This window comes from uncultured Marinobacter sp., assembly GCF_913055835.1.
Lineage (GTDB): Bacteria > Pseudomonadota > Gammaproteobacteria > Pseudomonadales > Oleiphilaceae > Marinobacter.
This window is the reverse complement of sequence record NZ_CAJXKQ010000015.1, coordinates 18,616-35,038: the sequence shown is the minus strand read 5'-3', so window position 1 is coordinate 35,038 and position 16,423 is coordinate 18,616. Positions and strand designations below refer to the sequence as shown.

Annotated in this window: 17 protein-coding genes; 10 read left to right on the top strand and 7 right to left on the bottom strand. The window is 59.7% G+C overall.

Annotated elements, in window-relative coordinates:
- Positions 1-4 precede the first annotated feature (4 nt).
- Together QZ534_RS10140 and QZ534_RS10135 are read left to right on the top strand one after the other, a co-directional pair.
- A complete protein-coding gene (locus QZ534_RS10140) occupies positions 5-1,129 on the top strand; it encodes a uroporphyrinogen-III C-methyltransferase (RefSeq protein WP_296934186.1) in 1,125 nt (374 codons plus the stop codon).
- Complete coding sequence (locus QZ534_RS10135; RefSeq protein ID WP_296934184.1) at positions 1,126-2,367, top strand: heme biosynthesis HemY N-terminal domain-containing protein; 1,242 nt, start codon at positions 1,126-1,128, stop codon at positions 2,365-2,367. Before QZ534_RS10140 ends, QZ534_RS10135 begins: the two co-directional genes overlap by 4 nt.
- Position 2,368: 1 nt before the next feature.
- Here the strand turns inward: QZ534_RS10135 and QZ534_RS10130 are convergent, their stop codons facing one another.
- The 3 genes from QZ534_RS10130 to rho form a co-directional block, all read right to left on the bottom strand.
- Positions 2,369-3,403, bottom strand: coding sequence for a 2Fe-2S iron-sulfur cluster-binding protein (locus QZ534_RS10130; RefSeq protein WP_296934182.1), 1,035 nt, complete (start codon positions 3,401-3,403; stop codon positions 2,369-2,371).
- Positions 3,375-4,862 carry a 4-hydroxy-3-polyprenylbenzoate decarboxylase gene (gene ubiD, locus QZ534_RS10125; RefSeq protein WP_296934180.1) on the bottom strand — a complete coding sequence of 496 codons (1,488 nt, stop codon included), beginning with the start codon at positions 4,860-4,862 and terminating at the stop codon, positions 3,375-3,377. The genes QZ534_RS10130 and ubiD overlap by 29 nt, the downstream gene beginning before the upstream one ends.
- 224 nt (positions 4,863-5,086) lie before the next feature.
- Positions 5,087-6,349, bottom strand: coding sequence for a transcription termination factor Rho (gene rho, locus QZ534_RS10120; protein WP_296934178.1), 1,263 nt, complete (start codon positions 6,347-6,349; stop codon positions 5,087-5,089).
- 364 nt (positions 6,350-6,713) lie between these two features.
- On the opposite strand from rho, the gene moaB reads away from it, so the two are divergent.
- Genes moaB through QZ534_RS10100 form a run of 4 tightly spaced genes read left to right on the top strand, consistent with a single transcriptional unit; the run spans position 6,714 to position 9,246 of the window.
- Entirely contained in the window at positions 6,714-7,286 is a 573-nt protein-coding gene (moaB, locus tag QZ534_RS10115; RefSeq protein WP_296934176.1) for a molybdenum cofactor biosynthesis protein B, read from the top strand.
- A gap of 34 nt (positions 7,287-7,320) precedes the next feature.
- On the top strand, positions 7,321-8,535 hold the full coding sequence (glp, locus tag QZ534_RS10110) for a gephyrin-like molybdotransferase Glp (RefSeq protein ID WP_296934175.1): 1,215 nt from the start codon (positions 7,321-7,323) through the stop codon (positions 8,533-8,535).
- 2 nt (positions 8,536-8,537) lie between these two features.
- Complete coding sequence (locus QZ534_RS10105) at positions 8,538-8,798, top strand: MoaD/ThiS family protein (RefSeq protein WP_296934173.1); 261 nt, start codon at positions 8,538-8,540, stop codon at positions 8,796-8,798.
- Between the two features lies 1 nt (position 8,799).
- Positions 8,800-9,246: a molybdenum cofactor biosynthesis protein MoaE gene (locus tag QZ534_RS10100; protein WP_296934171.1), complete on the top strand. Its 447-nt coding sequence runs from the start codon at positions 8,800-8,802 to the stop codon at positions 9,244-9,246.
- Positions 9,247-9,310: 64 nt separating this feature from the next.
- On the opposite strand, the gene trxA is transcribed toward QZ534_RS10100, so the two are convergent.
- A complete protein-coding gene (trxA, locus tag QZ534_RS10095) occupies positions 9,311-9,637 on the bottom strand; it encodes a thioredoxin TrxA (RefSeq protein ID WP_008169901.1) in 327 nt (108 codons plus the stop codon).
- A 290-nt stretch (positions 9,638-9,927) separates the two neighbouring features.
- Between trxA and ppx the strand changes: the two genes are divergently transcribed.
- Complete coding sequence (gene ppx / locus QZ534_RS10090) at positions 9,928-11,454, top strand: exopolyphosphatase (RefSeq protein WP_296934169.1); 1,527 nt, start codon at positions 9,928-9,930, stop codon at positions 11,452-11,454.
- 6 nt (positions 11,455-11,460) lie between these two features.
- Here ppx and QZ534_RS10085 read toward each other — a convergent pair whose 3' ends face one another.
- Positions 11,461-13,413, bottom strand: coding sequence for an ATP-binding cassette domain-containing protein (locus tag QZ534_RS10085; protein WP_296934167.1), 1,953 nt, complete (start codon positions 13,411-13,413; stop codon positions 11,461-11,463).
- A gap of 46 nt (positions 13,414-13,459) precedes the next feature.
- Between QZ534_RS10085 and QZ534_RS10080 the strand changes: the two genes are divergently transcribed.
- From QZ534_RS10080 to QZ534_RS10070, 3 genes are all read left to right on the top strand, one after another.
- Positions 13,460-14,017 (top strand): DUF2390 domain-containing protein, encoded by a 558-nt coding sequence (locus QZ534_RS10080; protein WP_296934165.1) that lies wholly within the window; start codon positions 13,460-13,462, stop codon positions 14,015-14,017.
- Positions 14,014-14,400 (top strand): DUF4124 domain-containing protein, encoded by a 387-nt coding sequence (locus QZ534_RS10075; protein WP_296934163.1) that lies wholly within the window; start codon positions 14,014-14,016, stop codon positions 14,398-14,400. Before QZ534_RS10080 ends, QZ534_RS10075 begins: the two co-directional genes overlap by 4 nt.
- Before the next feature lie 124 nt (positions 14,401-14,524).
- The gene (locus tag QZ534_RS10070) at positions 14,525-15,241 is read left to right on the top strand and encodes an FKBP-type peptidyl-prolyl cis-trans isomerase (protein WP_296934161.1); all 717 of its coding nucleotides are present in this window, start codon (positions 14,525-14,527) and stop codon (positions 15,239-15,241) included.
- A gap of 92 nt (positions 15,242-15,333) precedes the next feature.
- On the opposite strand, the gene rsd is transcribed toward QZ534_RS10070, so the two are convergent.
- Positions 15,334-15,813, bottom strand: coding sequence for a sigma D regulator (gene rsd / locus QZ534_RS10065; protein WP_296934160.1), 480 nt, complete (start codon positions 15,811-15,813; stop codon positions 15,334-15,336).
- 100 nt (positions 15,814-15,913) lie between these two features.
- Complete coding sequence (locus tag QZ534_RS10060; protein ID WP_296934158.1) at positions 15,914-16,420, bottom strand: disulfide bond formation protein B; 507 nt, start codon at positions 16,418-16,420, stop codon at positions 15,914-15,916.
- Between the last annotated feature and the right edge of the window lie 3 nt (positions 16,421-16,423).

Sequence of the window (16,423 nt, the reverse complement as noted above, 5' to 3'; positions counted from 1 at the left end):
GCCCGTGACAGAGACAACGAATCAACTGCCCGCAACCGTTTCCAAGGAACCGCCCGCTCGCCAGAAACTCTGGCCGGTATGGCTGGTCGCCATTCTCGCCCTGATCATCGCAGTTGCCCTGGCGCTCTGGAGCTGGCAACAGTGGAACAACCATCAGGCCGTGATGCAGACCCTCCAGAGCCTGCAACAGGACACCGCGCAGCTTGAAGATCTTTATGGCGACCGGGGCAGCCAGCAGAGCCAGCGCCTGCAATCCCTGGAAGAGAAGCTGGCAAGCCAGCGGGAACTGATTGCCACCCAGCAGCGCCAGATCGACCACAATGCCCGTGAACTGCTGGAAGCCGGAAACCGCACGCGCACCGACTGGCTGCTGGCCGAGGCGGAATACCTGCTGCGCATTGCCAACCAGCGGTTGATGATCGAAAAAGACATTCGCGGCGCCATGTCGGCCCTGGAAGCGGCTGATGAAGTGCTGGCCGAATCCGACGACATCGGGGTCTACCCGGTTCGCCAGCAGCTGGCCCGTGAAATCCTCGCGCTCAAGGGCCTGACCGGCGTGGACCGGACCGGTCTCTACCTGAAGCTGGAAGCGGCCATCGACAGCATTCACCAGCTCACCGACCAGGCCCTGATCAGCGAAAATGCGCCCGGCTTTATCGTGAACGCCGGAGCGGAAGAGGACTCCGAGGCCGGCGGCGAGCCCGGAGCACTGGCGCAGGCCTGGAACAAGGTGAAATCCACCCTGATGCAGGTGGTGGTTGTGCGTCGCATGGACGAGCCGGTAAAACCCCTGCTGTCCCCGGACCAGAGCGCCTATGCCAGACTCAACCTCCAGCTCATGCTGGAAGAGGCCGAAATGGCGGTATTGCGGGGTAATCAGCCGCTTTATGAGCGAGCGTTGACCAAGGCCAGGACCACCATTGATGACTGGTACAACGCCAGCAATCCCCGGGTCGCAGCGCTGAGTGACACCCTGGCGGAGCTGGCAGAGAAAAACGTGGATCCGGAGCTGCCGGATATCAGCCAGTCCCTGGACCTGCTCAAGGAGCGGCTGGCCGGGCGCCTCAATGCCAATAACGGCAATGATGAGGAAAACACCGGCGCTGGCAATGGAGGCGATGATTCATGATTCGCCTGTTACTGATCGTCCTGCTGGCGCTGTTGATCGGCACCGGCCTGTCCCTCGGGTTGCAGTATGATCTGGGGTACATCCGGATTAGCCTGGGCCACTACCTGATCGAAACCAATTTCTGGGTTGGTCTGGGTGTAATCGTTGCCCTGATTGTCCTGACTGTCCTGACCATCAACCTTATCCGCAGGCTCAGAACCAGCACCGGCCTGGTGGCTGGCTGGATAGCCCGTGGCAACGAACGTCGCGCCCGGCGGCGGACCACCCAGGGGCTTCTGGCGCTGGCCGAGGGCAACTGGCCCCGGGCCCGCAAACTGCTTACATCCTCCGCCAGCCATGCCGACACACCCCTGATCAACTACCTGGCCGCTGCCCAGGCGTCATTCGAATCCGGTGATCATGAGGCCGTGGATGAATTGCTGCGCAAGGCTTTCGACAGCACCCCCGGTTCCGACATGGCCGTCGGCATCACCCAGGCCCAACTGCAACTGGCCGGCAACCGGCTGGAGCAGGCCCTGGCCACTCTGGTTCGCCTGCGCAAGCAGTCGCCCCATCACCCGTTTGTTCTGAAGCTGCTGAAGAACACCTACCTGCGCCTGGAAGACTGGCGCGAATTGTCCAGGTTATTGCCCGAACTGCGAAAGCGCAGCGTGCTTCCGGAAGCGGAGCTCAATGATCTCGAGCGCCAGGTGTGGCACAACCTGCTGGAGCGTGCCGCTGAGGATTGCCGGCGCCAGCAGAAACAGGACCCTGACGCATCGCTGGAACCGCTTACCAGGCTCTGGGACGAACTGCCGGGCTTCCTGCGTCGCGATGAATACACCATCCGGGACTACGCTCGCCTGCTGGCCAGCCTTGGCGACGAGGCTCAGACCGAAACCCTGTTGCGCAAGGTGCTGCGCAATCACTGGAGTGATGAGCTAATCAACCTGTACGGGCGGGTGAAAGGCCAGAAGCCGGATGAGCAATTATTACTGGCGGAACAATGGCTGAAAGACCGACCGAACAATCCCGAACTCTTGCTGGCCCTCGGCCGGCTGAGCCTGCGCAACGAACTCTGGGGCAAGGCCCGGGAATATTTTGAAACCAGCCTGCGGCTCAAGCGAAGCCGGGAAGCATTGGCGGAGCTGAGCCGACTGAATGCCCACATGGGCGAGGAAGAGGCCAGCGTCAAACTGCTGATGCAGGGACTGGCCAAGGATAACGGGCTGCCGGAACTGCCGATGCCGAGGGCCTGATTCAGGTCCTTGGCGCGTACTCCAGCACGTCAGAAAAGAACGCAGCCTCGGGCAAACCCGCCTCTACCAACGCATCCATCAGCGTGTACACCATGGTAGGCGAACCGCTGGCGTGGACCTCCACATTCTCCCAGTCCATACCGGAAGCGAGAACCGCTCGAACCAGCTGATCGTGATGGCCGGCCCAGTCATTGTCTTCGTCATCTCCCACTACCGGCAGGAAGGTGAAGCGCGGCCACTCGTCCTGCCACTGCTGTGCCAGGGCGCGAAGATACATATCCTCATGCCGACGCACCCCCCAGTACAGCTTGACCGGCTGATCGTAGGACGTTTCACGGAGGTAATCCACCAGGCTTTTCATCTGGGCAAAGCCGGTGCCGGCGGCCACCAGCAACAACGGCTTCGTTGGCGCTGATGCCAGACACGCCTTGCCGTGAGGCAGCTCAACGGTCACTTCACCACCGGACGTCAGGGCATCAATGACTTTTTGCGCGGACACCCATTCCGGGGTCGCCTGGATATGCAACTCGATATTCTGGGCCGACGGGCTGCTGGCGATGGAAAAATAACAGGGGTCTGCATCGGGCAGGTTGACCGACAGATACTGCCCGGCATGAAACGACAACTCCCGGCGCCGCGGAAGCTGCAGCTCAACGCGATAGACATCGTGACTGATGGAACGTACGTCCACAACTTTTGCCTGAAACTTGCCAGGCTGATTGTTTCCAGCTGCCATAACGGCGGGTATCTCCAGTTCCAGGTCCGTGAGCGCGATACTTCGGCACATCATCAAGCGCTCGCCGACCTCTATAGTCTGTTGGTTCCGGGTATTTAGCGCACTGCCGGCCAGTAATCGGGCCTCGCAGATTTCACATACCCCATTGCGACAGGCCGAGGGCACATCAATGCCGACTTGTGCAGCAGCGCCGAGCAAATCTGCACCGGGTTCCGCTGTGAAGGCAATACCCGAGGGCAAAAGCCGCACCGCCCGTTGTTTACTGCCCTTATCACTCGGGGCGGGATGCCGTACTTTCAATGCCCAGGGTATCCCACATTTCGTCGACGCGTTTCTTGACGTCGTTTGTCATGGTGATGGGTTCGCCCCACTCACGGGTGGTTTCGCCAGGCCACTTGTTGGTGGCATCCATACCCATCTTGGAACCCAGTCCGGAGACCGGCGAGGCGAAATCCAGGTAATCGATGGGCGTATTCTCCACCAGCGTGGTATCCCGGGTGGGGTCCATCCGGGTAGTAATCGCCCAGATTACGTCTTCCCAGTTGCGGGCATTCACATCGTCATCCGTGACAATCACAAACTTGGTGTACATGAACTGCCGCAGGAACGACCATACCCCCATCATCACCCGTTTGGCATGGCCGGGGTACTGTTTCTTCATGGTCACCACTGCAAGCCGGTAGGAACAGCCCTCTGGCGGCAGGTAGAAATCCACGATCTCCGGAAACTGCTTTTGCAGAATCGGGATAAAGACCTCGTTCAGCGCCACACCGAGAATCGCCGGCTCATCGGGTGGACGACCGGTGTAGGTGCTGTGGTAGATCGGATCCCGGCGATGGGTGATCCGTTCTACGGTGAACACCGGAAAGTGGTCCACTTCGTTGTAGTAACCGGTGTGATCGCCAAACGGCCCCTCCGGTGCCGTGTCATCCGGATAGATGAAGCCTTCGAGCACAATCTCGGCACTGGCTGGCACCTGCAGATCACTCAGACCTGCCTTCACCAACTCGGTCCGGCTGCCACGCAGCAGACCGGCAAAGGCATATTCTGACAGGGTATCGGGCACCGGCGTTACCGCCCCGAGAATGGTCGCCGGGTCAGCGCCGAGGGCCACAGCCACAGGATAGGGCTGGCCCGGATTGGCTTTCTGGAATTCCTGGAAATCCAGCGCGCCACCCCGATGACTCAGCCAGCGCATGATCAGACGGTTACGGCCAATCACCTGCTGCCGGTAAATGCCCAGGTTCTGGCGCTCCTTATGGGGCCCGCGAGTAATCACCAGCGGCCAGGTCACCAGGGGCCCGGCATCACCAGGCCAACAATGCTGCACCGGAATCTGGTACAGATCCACCTGGTCTTTCTCGATAACCACATCCTGGCAGGGCGCGGACCGAAGTACCTTGGGACTCATGCGCATCACCTGCCGGAACAGCGGCAGTTTTTCGATGGCATCTTTGAAACCCTTGGGGGGATCCGGTTCCTTGAGAAAAGCCAGCAGCTTGCCGATGTCCCGCAGGGCCGTGACGTTATCCTGCCCCATACCCAGCGCCACCCGCTTCGGTGTCCCGAACAGGTTGGCCAGTACCGGCATGTCATAGCCCTTGGGATTTTCAAACAACAACGCAGGACCACCTGCCCGCAGAGTACGGTCGCAGATTTCGGTCATTTCCAGATGAGGGTCGACTTCAACGCTGATCCGTTTCAGCTCGCCCAGCTTCTCCAGCTGGTCGATGAAGTCTCGCAGGTCGTTGTATTTCATCGGTTACTCCGTTCAGATATGCCAGTACTACGGAGGTCTTTGTTCGCTGGACTGCTTTTTTCGGAGTTAGAACAAGGTGGGGACCTGCTTTCCCAGACACGCCGTGAACCCATCCCTGGGGGCTTGGTCTTGCCATCCATGGCAAGACACAGTCTGGGAAAGCAGGTCCCCACCTCGTTCTTCAGATCACCAGTTATTCGCCAGGCGCTCTGATTGGAGAGACATCAACGACGCTTCATGGACTGGAAGAACTCGTCGTTGGTCTTGGTGTCCCTGAGCTTGTCCAGCAGGAACTCGATGGCGGCAGTGTCGTCGTCCATGGAGTGCAGGAGCTTGCGCAGGATCCAGACCCGCTGGATGTCCGCCTCACTCATCAGCAGATCCTCACGGCGGGTGCCGGAGCTCCGAATGTTGATGGCCGGATAGGTCCGCTTCTCGGCAATCTTGCGATCCAGATGGATCTCCATGTTGCCGGTTCCCTTGAACTCCTCGTAGATCACCTCGTCCATCTTGGAACCGGTGTTGACCAACGCCGTGGCAAGAATGGTCAGGCTTCCGCCCTCTTCCACGTTACGGGCCGCACCGAAGAAACGCTTGGGTTTTTCCAGGGCGTGGGCGTCAACACCACCGGTCAGGACCTTGCCTGAGGACGGGATCACCGTGTTGTATGCACGAGCCAAACGGGTGATGGAATCCAACAGGATGACCACGTCCTTCTTGTGCTCCACCAGGCGCTTGGCCTTTTCAATCACCATCTCGGCCACCTGCACGTGACGGGCGGGCGGCTCGTCAAAGGTGGAGGCGATGACTTCGCCGCGCACGGTGCGCTGCATCTCGGTCACTTCCTCTGGGCGCTCGTCAATCAACAGCACCATCACATGGCACTCAGGATTGTTGCGGGTAATGGACTGGGCAATGCTCTGCATGAGCAGTGTTTTACCGGCCTTGGGCGGAGAAACGATCAGGCCACGCTGGCCCTTGCCGATGGGTGCAACCAGATCCAGTACCCGGGAGGAGAGATCCTCGGTACTGCCGTTGCCGGCTTCAAGCTTGAGGCGCTCGTCCGGGAACAGCGGCGTGAGGTTCTCGAAGAGAATCTTGTTACGGGCGTTGTCCGGCTTGTCGAAATTGATCTCGCTGACTTTCAACAAGGCAAAGTAGCGCTCGCCGTCTTTCGGCGGGCGAATCTTGCCGGCAACCGTGTCGCCCGTGCGCAGGTTGAAACGGCGGATCTGGCTGGGGGAGACGTAAATGTCGTCAGGCCCTGCCAGGTAGGAGGCATCGGCGGAACGGAGGAAGCCGAAGCCGTCCTGCAGAATTTCCAGTACGCCGTCGCCATAGATGTCTTCGCCGCTTTTTGCGTGCTTCTTCAGGATGGTGAAGATCACATCCTGTTTGCGCGAACGAGCCAGGTTATCGAGGCCCATTTCTTGCGCAATATCGAGCAATTCGGGCACGGATTTCTGCTTGAGTTCAGTAAGATTCATAGTTTGTTGGATTTTCAGGAATGGAAGTAAACGAGTATTGGAATGACAGGGGCGCCCCTGAACGTATTGATCGTAAAAAAACACTGAGCTTGGTGCTGGCCAGTTGGAGCAACCGGTGTAGATGGAGTCCGGAATTAAGGTACTGAAGCCAGAGAGTGGGAACAACCGTTCGCCGGGCAAGGAGGATCATCGGCCACCTGACTGGCGAATGTCAAGTGCACTGCACAAATTAACGACAATTTCACGCCAAACCAGCCACAACCGGCCTGTGGCGCCTCCCCCTGATGGGTTACTCCCTTCCATTGGAAGCCCGTGATGGCGATACTGGCGTATAACCATTTTTCCAGGATTCGGGAGCCCATCCATGAGCAGTATACCCAGTACCGAAATGAAACCCCTCAACGTTGCCCTGCTGACCGTATCCGATACCCGTGGGCCTGAACAGGACACGTCCGGGCAATACCTGGAGGACAGCGTGGTTGCGACTGGCCACAACCTCGTTGCCCGCCGGATTCTGCCTGACGACGTGTATCTGGTGCGGGCACTGGTATCGAACTGGATCGCCGATTCCCAGGTGCATGTCGTGATCATTACCGGTGGCACCGGCCTGCTTGAACGGGACAGCACACCGGAGGCAATCAGGCCGTTGCTGGACAAAACCGTAGAGGGCTTCGGCGAGGAATTCCGCCGTCTGTCTGCCGCCGAGATCGGATCATCAACGGTCCAGTCACGGGCGATGGCGGGCATGGCAAACCATACGGTCATTTTCTGCCTGCCCGGCTCAACCGGTGCCTGCCGGACCGGATGGGAAGGCATTCTCCTCAGCCAGTTGGACAGTCGTCATACACCGTGTAACTTCTCGGGGCTGGTCCTTCGCAAACCGGAAAAGCCCATGCAGCGACTCAACGAAGTGATTGGACAGCGCGCCAAGCGCTGAGGCGAGAAGACACCCTGATCGGAGTTCGGATTTGATGGCAAACCCAAACCTCACGCCACTGGAAGATGCCCTGGACCACCTGTTGTCAGAGGCCCCGGTGGTAGCGCAGATTGAAACCGTGGCCCTTGCCGACGCACTGGGCCGGGTTCTTGCCGAGAACCACTATGTGCCGGCCGATGTGCCGCCAGCAGACAACAGTGCGGTGGACGGCTACGCCCTGCGCAAACAGGATCTTCATGGCGACCAGCCTGTACCCGTGTCGGCACGGATTCCGGCCGGTGCAGCGCCAGAGCCCCTCAAACCCGGTACAGCTGCACGCATTTTTACCGGCTCGGAGATTCCCGAGGGTGCCGATTCGGTGGTCATGCAGGAGAGGGTGGAAGTGACCGACGCCGGCATCCTTGTGCAGGCAGAGGTAGACCAGGGCCAGAATATCCGACGCCGGGGCCAGGATCTGACACGGGGCGAGCTGGCCCTGAAAAAAGGCACACAGGTGCGCCCCAACGAGATGGGGCTGCTGGCTTCCATGGGAGTTGCGCGGGTTGCTGTTCTGGCAAGGCTGAGAGTTGCCATCCTCTCGACCGGCGATGAGCTTGTGGATCCTGGCACGCCACTCGGGCCCGGACAGATCTACAACAGCAATCGCTTTACCCTGATGGGACTGCTCTCCGAAGCGGGCTGCGAGGTGGTACTGTGCGAGACTCTGCGGGACAAGCGCGAGGCGACCCGGGAAACGCTTCTGCGTGCGGCAGAATCCGCCGACCTGATTATCACCAGCGGTGGCGTATCCGTGGGTGAGGAGGATCACGTGCGCGCGGTGCTGGAGGAGTACGGCAGCCTGTCGCTCTGGAAAATGGCGATCAAACCCGGGAAACCTGTGGCTTTTGGCGCCATCGGTGGCACGCCGGTACTGGGATTGCCCGGAAACCCTGGGTCTGTACTGGTGACCTTCCTGATGGTGGGCATGCCCTATATCCGGAAACGGCAGGGGCGGAATCCCAAAGCCCTCTCCGGTGAGCGGATACCAGCCGACTTTGCCATTTCCTCGGCGTCGGTGCGCCGGGAATTTGTCCGGGCCCGGAAAGAAACCCGCGGATCGGAGCCGGTGGTGGCCGCCTTCTCCAATCAGAGCTCCGGCATCCTGAGCTCTACCTGTTGGGCGGACGGCCTGGCCGTGGTACCCGAAAATACCACGGTAAGTCCCGGCGACCTGCTAACCTACTACTCGTTTGCGGAACTGTTGAGCTGACCATGAGTGATAACACGATTACGGTGCGTTTCTTCGCCCGCCTGCGCGAGGAGCTGAAAACCGAACAACTGGCTATCGAAGCCAGGCCCGGCCTGACAGCGGGCGATGTGCTGGCAGAGCTGGCGGATAAGGGCGGGCCCTGGAGCCAGTTGCAGGGCGACCAGCCCGTGATGATCGCAATCAACCAGGCCATGGCGAAACCGGGTTTCGAGGTAAAAGCCGGCGATGAGCTGGCCTTTTTCCCGCCCGTCACCGGAGGTTGAGATGATTTCGGTCCAGGCTGAGGATTTTGATGTTGCCGCTGAATACGCGGCCCTTCGAGACAGCGGTGCCGGCACCGGCGCCATTGCAACCTTTACCGGACTGGTACGGGACAACGGCGACCTGCAAGGCGTCTCGGGGCTGTACCTTGAACACTACCCCGGGATGACGGAACAGGTCATCCAGGGGCTTATTGATGAGGCCTCGGAACGCTGGGATGTGCGCAAGGCAAGGGTTATCCACCGGGTGGGGCGGCTGGCGCTTTGCGACCAGATTGTCTTCGTGGGGGTGTGTAGCGCTCACCGGGGGGACGCGTTCGCGGCCTGTGAGTTCATCATGGATGCCCTGAAAACCTCGGCCCCATTCTGGAAAAAGGAGATTACCTCGGGCGGCGAGCACTGGGTGGAACAGAAAGAATCCGACCTGGCCCGCTCCGAAGACTGGAACTAACCGGCCATAAAAAAACCGCCCGGGAGCCTCGGCTCAGGGGCGGTTTCCGGTGACCCGACTGCAATCAGAGATTGCTGTCCAGGAAGGCCGCCAGCTGGGATTTGGAAAGTGCGCCGACTTTGGTGGCGTCCACATTGCCGTTCTTGAACAGCATCAGAGTGGGGATGCCACGGATGTTGAACTTCGGCGGGGTCTGCTCGTTTTCGTCAATGTTGAGCTTGCAGACTTTCAGCTTGCCGTCGTATTCATCGGCAATTTCTTCAAGCACCGGCGCAATCATCTTGCAGGGACCGCACCACTCAGCCCAGTAGTCCACCAGCACGGGAACGTCGGACTGAAGTACATCCTGCTCAAAAGAAGCGTCGGTTACATTTACGATATTTCCGCTCATTACCTTTTCCTGATTCATGCACTACTGCTGCACAACGGCATTTCCCGGGGAGATCACCCTACCGGGCGCAGGTGCTGTTGACTGACGTTGAAGGCTGACCAGGTTTGCAGGCAGCCTTTCACCCAAATCACGGTACGCCATACTTTACGCGATTGATCCGCCGGATGTGAAGCGGTATGAACCGATACACGCCTGACCCGGGTCAAATAGGCGGTTTTCCGGTTACTGACAGGCCTGAGGGATTTCGCTTATAGTACCCGGCACGTTCATCTCAAAAGGATTCCGACCACGTGACGGCCGCATCCACCGCCGAAAACGCTGCTTCCTCACCCGAGGTGCTGGCAGCCATCGACATGGGCTCGAACAGCTTCCACATGGTGGTTGCCCGACTCGTGCATGGGGAAATCCGGACCCTCGAGAAGATGGGAGAGAAGGTGCAGCTCGGGGCCGGGCTGGATCAGTATAACCGGCTGACCGAAGATGCCCAGGAGCGGGCCCTGGCCTGCCTGGGGCGCTTCGCACAACGGCTGAAGGGCATGCCGCCGGAAGCGGTGCAGATTGTTGGCACCAACGCGCTTCGCGTGGCGCGCAATGCTCACCAGTTCATGACCCGGGCGGAAGAAGTACTGGGCTACCCGGTAGAGATTATCGCAGGCCGCGAAGAGGCACGCCTGATCTACCTGGGCGTTTCCCATACCCTGTCTGACGATATCGGCCGGCGACTGGTCATCGATATTGGTGGCGGCAGCACCGAGTTTATCATCGGCCAGCGGTTCGAACCCCAGGAGCTTGAGAGCCTGCACATGGGCTGTGTTTCCTTCCGGAACCGCTATTTCCCGGACGGCAAGATAACCAGGCGCCAGATGGACAAGGCGGTGACCCATGCCGAGCAGGAACTGCTCAATATCCGCCAGCACTACCGTTCGGTGGGTTGGCAGAGCGCGGTGGGCTCATCCGGCTCGATCAAGGCCATTGCAAGCGTCCTGGCAACCCTGAAAATTACCGATGGCACCATCACCCTCGCCGCCATGCAGGAGCTTCGCAAGCGCCTGGTGGATATGGGTAAAACAGAAAAACTGGGAGACCTGGGTGTTCGCTCGGATCGCCAGAGCATTTTCCCGGCCGGATTCGCCATCCTGATGGGGGCATTCCAGTCATTGGGCATCCGGGACATGTCGTTCGCAGACGGCGCCCTGCGAGAAGGCTTGCTCTACGACATTGTCGGGCGAATCCAGCACGAGGACGTCCGTGAGCGGACCATTTCCGCCCTGCAGGAGCGGTACCATGTGGACCAGGAACACGGCGCCGCCGTTGAGGAAACGGCCGTGGCCGCCTGGCAGCAGGTGGCCGATGCCTGGGGGCTGAACACGGCAGCAGATGAAGAGGTCCTGCGCTGGGCGTGCCGCCTGCACGAGATCGGGCTGACCATATCCCACAGCCAGTATCACAAACACGGCGCCTACCTGTTGCGATACTCGGACCTGCCCGGCTTTACCCAACAGTTCCAGCGGGACCTCGCCACACTGGTGCGCGGCCACCGACGCAAATTCGCTTCCGCTATTTTCGAGGGGCTGGATCCGGAAGACATCGCAAGGCTGCGTTACCTGTGCGTATTGGTTCGCCTGGCGGTTCTGATTCAACACCCACGCAATATGGAATCACCTCCGGATTTCATCCTGACCGCCCATAAAGACAAGCTGGTGCTGGAGTTTCCGGCGGGCTGGCTGGATGACAGACCACTGACCCTGGCCGACCTGGAAAACGAGCGGGATTATCTCGCCAAACAGGATTTCGTTCTGGAACTGAACGGCGGCTGATGGCATTCAGCCGCTCAGCTCTGACTCCAGGGATTCCACTTCTTCGCTGACTTCAAGCCACTGGGCCTCCACCTCTTCCAGGCGGGCGGTGGCGGTGGCCTGTTCTGCCAGCAGTTCTTTAAGGCGTGTTTTGCCGCTGTCGTCATAAAGCCCCGGATCGGACAGCTGCTCCTCCAGAGCCGACAGCCTCTGTTGAAGCTGCTCCATTTCCTTTTCCAGGGCACCCTGCTTCTTGCGATAGGGGCTAAGCTTCTGGCGAAGGGCCGCCTCTGCCCGCTTGCGTGCCTTACGGTCATCGGCACTCTCTCCCACTGCCGCCACCACCTCGGCAGTCTCTTCGGCAGCCTGCTGACCGGCTGGCTGTCGCCTGGGCGCTTCCGTATCGTCTTTCCGGCGGTCCGCCAGCCAGCGCTCGTAGTCCTCCAGATCACCCTGGTATTCCGTCACCCGACCATCATTGACCAGCCAGAACTCGTCCACCGTATTTCTCAGCAGGTGCCGGTCGTGGGACACCACCACAATGGCGCCTTCGAAGTTCTGTAGTGCCATGGTCAGGGCCTGGCGCATTTCCAGATCCAGGTGGTTGGTGGGCTCGTCGAGCAGGAGCAGGTTCGGTTTCTGCCAGGCAATCACCGCCAGCGCCACCCGGGCCTTCTCACCACCGGAGAATGAGCGAATGGCGCTCAGGGCCTCATCGCCGTGAAAATCAAATCCACCAAGGAAGTTCCGGATACTCTGCTCTGACGCTTTGGGCGCCAGCCGCTGCAAGTGGAGGAACGGGCTGGCATCCAGATCCAGCGACTCCAGCTGATGCTGGGCAAAATACCCGATGGCCAGATGCTCTCCGCAGGTGCGATCCCCGGACATCAATGTCCTGTCACCGCGAAGCGCATCCATCAGGGTGGACTTGCCGGCGCCATTGGGACCCAGCAGGCCAATGCGGCTGCCGGGTAGCAGGGTCAGGTTAATACCATCGAGGATCGGGGTATTGCCGTGGCCCGCCTTGCCATTGCGTATCGACAACAATGGGTTGGAGACCTTTTCCGCCACTGGAAACTCGAAACTGAAGGGCGAATCGATATGGGCAGGAGCAATGCGTTCCATCCGTTCCAGCGCCTTCACCCGGCTCTGGGCCTGGCGGGCCTTGGTGGCCTTGGCCTTGAACCGGTCGATGAAACGCTGAATTTCGGCGATTCTGGCCTGCTGGCGTTCGAAACCGGCCTGCTGCTGGGCCAGACGCTCACTGCGCTGACCTTCAAAGGCTGAGTAATTACCCGTATACAACTCCAGTTTTCGCCGGTCGAAATGCACCACATGGGTGGCGACCCTATCCATGAAATCACGGTCGTGAGAGATGAACAGCAGGGTCCCGGGATAGCGACGCAGCCAATTCTCCAGCCACAGGCAGGCATCAAGATCCAGGTGGTTGGTAGGCTCATCCAGCAGCAACAGATCGGAAGGTCGCATCAGGGCCTGGGCCAGATTAAGCCGGATCCGCCAGCCACCCGAAAACGCCGACACCGGTCGGTCGGCGTCCTCGTCACTGAACCCCAGCCCCCGTAGCAGTGCCTCGGCCCGGCGTGCCGCAGACCAGGCCTCGTGCACATCCAGTTCTCCGTGTATGCGGGCAATGGCATGGTCATCGCCCGCCGTTTCCGCCCTGGCAAGCTCCGCTTCCAGGCGGCGCAGATCCAGATCGCCATCCAGGACAAAATCCCGGGCACTGCGGTCGGTGGCTTCGACTTCCTGTGCCATGTGGGCAATGCGGCAACCGCCGGGCAGGGAGACTGTTCCCTGCTCAGGGGCCAACTGGCCCAGCAAGAGCTGGAAAAGACTGGATTTGCCGGCACCATTGGCACCGACGATCGCGACACGCTGTCCGGGCTGCACGGTGAGGTCGACGGATTCTAGCAACCAGACGCCGCCCCGTTGTAAACTGAGATCGGTTATCGTTAACATGTTTTCATTTTATCAACGTATAGTGTTCAGGGAAGGCACAGCGCCTATGTCGGTCGGCTCGGCTACCATCCCGGATTATTCGACATCGCCGCTGGAATTGCCGGCAGACTTGGAACCGGAGAACCCGCTTTGGCGTTTTGCATTGGCGTTCTGGAAACATCCGGACGTTCAGAACAGCTGCCTGGCGCTTCAGGATAAGGGCTGGAGCGTGACACGGATTCTCGGTGCAGCCTGGCTTGCACTCTCTGGCAGGGTCTTCACCGGAGTCGAGGACGCTACGGTAACAGAGTGGCGGAACCGTGTAACCGTTGCGCTGCGCAGTGCGAGAAAATCGCTGCCCGGCAGCGCCGACAACTGCCGTAATCTGCGTACCGGCATTGCTGGCCTGGAGCTTGAAGCCGAACAGATCGAACTGGCCCTGAGCTGGCGAACGCTAATGACCAACAACCCGGAGTCCGCCGACATGCAGGGACGCGACACCCTGATCATCACCAATCTGGTTGCGGCTGCACCGACATCACCCGTTGATGACAGTGCCAGGGCCCTGCTGAATACACTGGCCGATACTCTGGCCCACTTCCCCAAGGGAGACCATCAGCCATGATGATGAAATGGCTCATACGGCTCTCGTTTCCGGCTCTTGGATTACTGTTATTGCTGATTTTCTTCGGCCTGAACGATCCGGAGCAGGTATCCGAACCAGTGGCAGAAGAGGAACAACCCGAAATTCCTGCTTTCGAAGGCCTGGTGCCCTCGCCGGTCCCTACCGAGGGCCCCGAGATCGTGTTCAAATGGCAGGATACCGACGGCAACTGGCACTATGCTGACCAGCCCCCGGAACAGGGCCGCTGGAACACTCTTGCCATCGAACGGCGGGACAAGGCCTTTCAGCGCCTCCAGCCCCAGGAGCCGGAAACTGATTGGCGATCCCCCTATAACGCCCCTTTCTCTCTGGGACCATCCGCCGCCGGCACCAACGGCAGCTGAGCTGACACGTCTGTTTTCTTAACACATGTTCAGTGGCATCTGACGCCGGAACCCGTTACCTTCTGCGTTCTGACAAACACAACGCGGGGCCACGCCCCGAATACCGACGTTAAAGGATAAAGCAATGAAGAAAGCACTCCTGGCACTGGCAGTGACCGGCCTCGTAGCCGGTTGCTCGACACCCCCCGAAGCCCCTGAACAGCCGAAGCTGGAATCCACCGACCAGAAGGTCAGCTATGGCATGGGCCTGGTTCTGGGTGAGCGCATGGGCAACGACCTGCCTAACCTGCAGATGGACCAGTTCCTCCAGGGCATCCAGCACGGCCACGCCGGCGATGAAGAAGCCAAGCGCATGAGCCGAGAGGAAATCCAGCAGGCCCTGATGACTTACCAGCAGCAGCTCCAGGAAGAGCAGGGCAAGCAGATGGAAGAACTGGCGCAGAAGAACCTGGAAGCCGGCGAAGCCTTCCTTGCCGAGAATGCCGAGCGTGAGGGTGTCGAAACGACCGAGTCCGGTCTCCAGTATGAAGTACTTGAGCAGGGTGACGGCGAAAAGCCGGCTGCAACCGACACCGTCCAGGTGCATTACACCGGTGAACTGCTGTCCGGTGAAGTGTTTGATAGCTCCCGCGAGCGCGGCGAGCCGGTAACCTTTGCCCTGAACCAGGTTATTCCAGGCTGGACCGAGGGCCTTCAGTTGATGAGCGAAGGTGCCCGTTACAAGCTCTACATTCCTTCTGACCTGGCCTATGGCCCGGGCGGCAACCGGGCGATCGGACCGAACGAGACCCTGGTGTTTGATGTCGAACTGCTCGACGTCAATCCCGGCTCCGGAGACTAAGACTCCAGTCAGGCAGCGATCAGGTCCGTCGCTGCCATAAAAAAGCCCCAGTCCGGCGTCACCGGGCTGGGGCTTTTTGTTTCAGGCGTTTGTCAGGCGGAGGCCACTTTGCCAGCGTGAGCATTGTGAAGGTGCTCGATCAGGAAATCCTCCATCTCGAACCGGGTCTCGAGGGTTTCACCCAGCTTCGACAACTCGCCGAACAGCTCTTTCACATCGTTTTCAGACAATTCCCGGCCATCCAGACGGTCGTTGAAATTAAGGGCTACCTCGGTGGTCTGCTCAATCCGGGGGTAAACCTTGGCCGCCAGTTCGAGACCGCCATCGTTGAATTCCCTGGCTTCGCGGACCAGCTGTTCATAGATTTCGAAGTGGCCGGTAGAGACGTAATCCACCAACACTTCACACAGGCGCACGAACTTTTCTTTCAGCGCTTCTGTCTGAGAGAAATCATTCTCCCCGGACAGGTCGCAGTAATGCACCAACAGCTCCTGACGTTCCTTGAGCCAGCGATCAATCAGTTCGCTGACGCCACCCCAGCGCTCCCTGGCATTTCGGCAATTTTCCAACATGACGCCTGTTCTCCGCTTGTCTTCGGTACTTCTGTGTCGGTTTTGATTTTTATTAGGTTTGGATCAAGTTACCCCATGGCTGCGGTCCGCCGCAACCGTTTCAGCTCCGAATCCATTCCCGGGGTTTTTGCCGCCGAAACATCAGGACCAGACCGGTGATAACCAGCAGCGAGAAAAACACAGCCGTCCAGCCGGGGATACTCAAACCCAGGAACCGCCACACCACTTCGGCACAGTCTCCGGTCCCCCTGAGTGCGGTAGACAGCACCTCAAACCAGGGCAGGACATCCAGCATGTAGTCAACCGAGGGTCCACACGCTGGCACCTGGTCTGCCGGCAGGCTCTGCAGCCACAACTGCCGCCCCGCGACGCCCAGCCCGGCACCGGCGGTCAGCACCAGAAGCAAACCATAGATGCGGACACCGAATCCGGTGGGGCCCTGGAGGAAGGCCAGGAAACTCACCAACCCGGCTCCCATGAAGCCAAAACGCTGTAACCAGCAAAGCGGGCAGGGCTCCAGCCCCATCACATGCTCCATATAAAAGGCCACACCCAGAAGTGCGGCACATACAAGGAAAATAAGCCCGAAAACCCATCTGCTGGTCAAAAG

Excerpts from the sequence above, each read along its gene's own strand:
- QZ534_RS10135 (WP_296934184.1), top strand. The coding sequence starts at position 1,126 with ATGATTCGCCTGTTACTGATCGTCCTGCTGGCGCTGTTGATCGGCACC.
- ubiD (WP_296934180.1), bottom strand. The coding sequence starts at position 4,862 with ATGAAATACAACGACCTGCGAGACTTCATCGACCAGCTGGAGAAGCTG.
- rho (WP_296934178.1), bottom strand. The coding sequence starts at position 6,349 with ATGAATCTTACTGAACTCAAGCAGAAATCCGTGCCCGAATTGCTCGAT.
- moaB (WP_296934176.1), top strand. The coding sequence starts at position 6,714 with ATGAGCAGTATACCCAGTACCGAAATGAAACCCCTCAACGTTGCCCTG.
- glp (WP_296934175.1), top strand. The coding sequence starts at position 7,321 with ATGGCAAACCCAAACCTCACGCCACTGGAAGATGCCCTGGACCACCTG.
- QZ534_RS10105 (WP_296934173.1), top strand. The coding sequence starts at position 8,538 with ATGAGTGATAACACGATTACGGTGCGTTTCTTCGCCCGCCTGCGCGAG.
- QZ534_RS10100 (WP_296934171.1), top strand. The coding sequence starts at position 8,800 with ATGATTTCGGTCCAGGCTGAGGATTTTGATGTTGCCGCTGAATACGCG.
- trxA (WP_008169901.1), bottom strand. The coding sequence starts at position 9,637 with ATGAGCGGAAATATCGTAAATGTAACCGACGCTTCTTTTGAGCAGGAT.
- QZ534_RS10085 (WP_296934167.1), bottom strand. The coding sequence starts at position 13,413 with ATGTTAACGATAACCGATCTCAGTTTACAACGGGGCGGCGTCTGGTTG.
- QZ534_RS10080 (WP_296934165.1), top strand. The coding sequence starts at position 13,460 with ATGTCGGTCGGCTCGGCTACCATCCCGGATTATTCGACATCGCCGCTG.
- QZ534_RS10075 (WP_296934163.1), top strand. The coding sequence starts at position 14,014 with ATGATGATGAAATGGCTCATACGGCTCTCGTTTCCGGCTCTTGGATTA.
- QZ534_RS10070 (WP_296934161.1), top strand. The coding sequence starts at position 14,525 with ATGAAGAAAGCACTCCTGGCACTGGCAGTGACCGGCCTCGTAGCCGGT.
- rsd (WP_296934160.1), bottom strand. The coding sequence starts at position 15,813 with ATGTTGGAAAATTGCCGAAATGCCAGGGAGCGCTGGGGTGGCGTCAGC.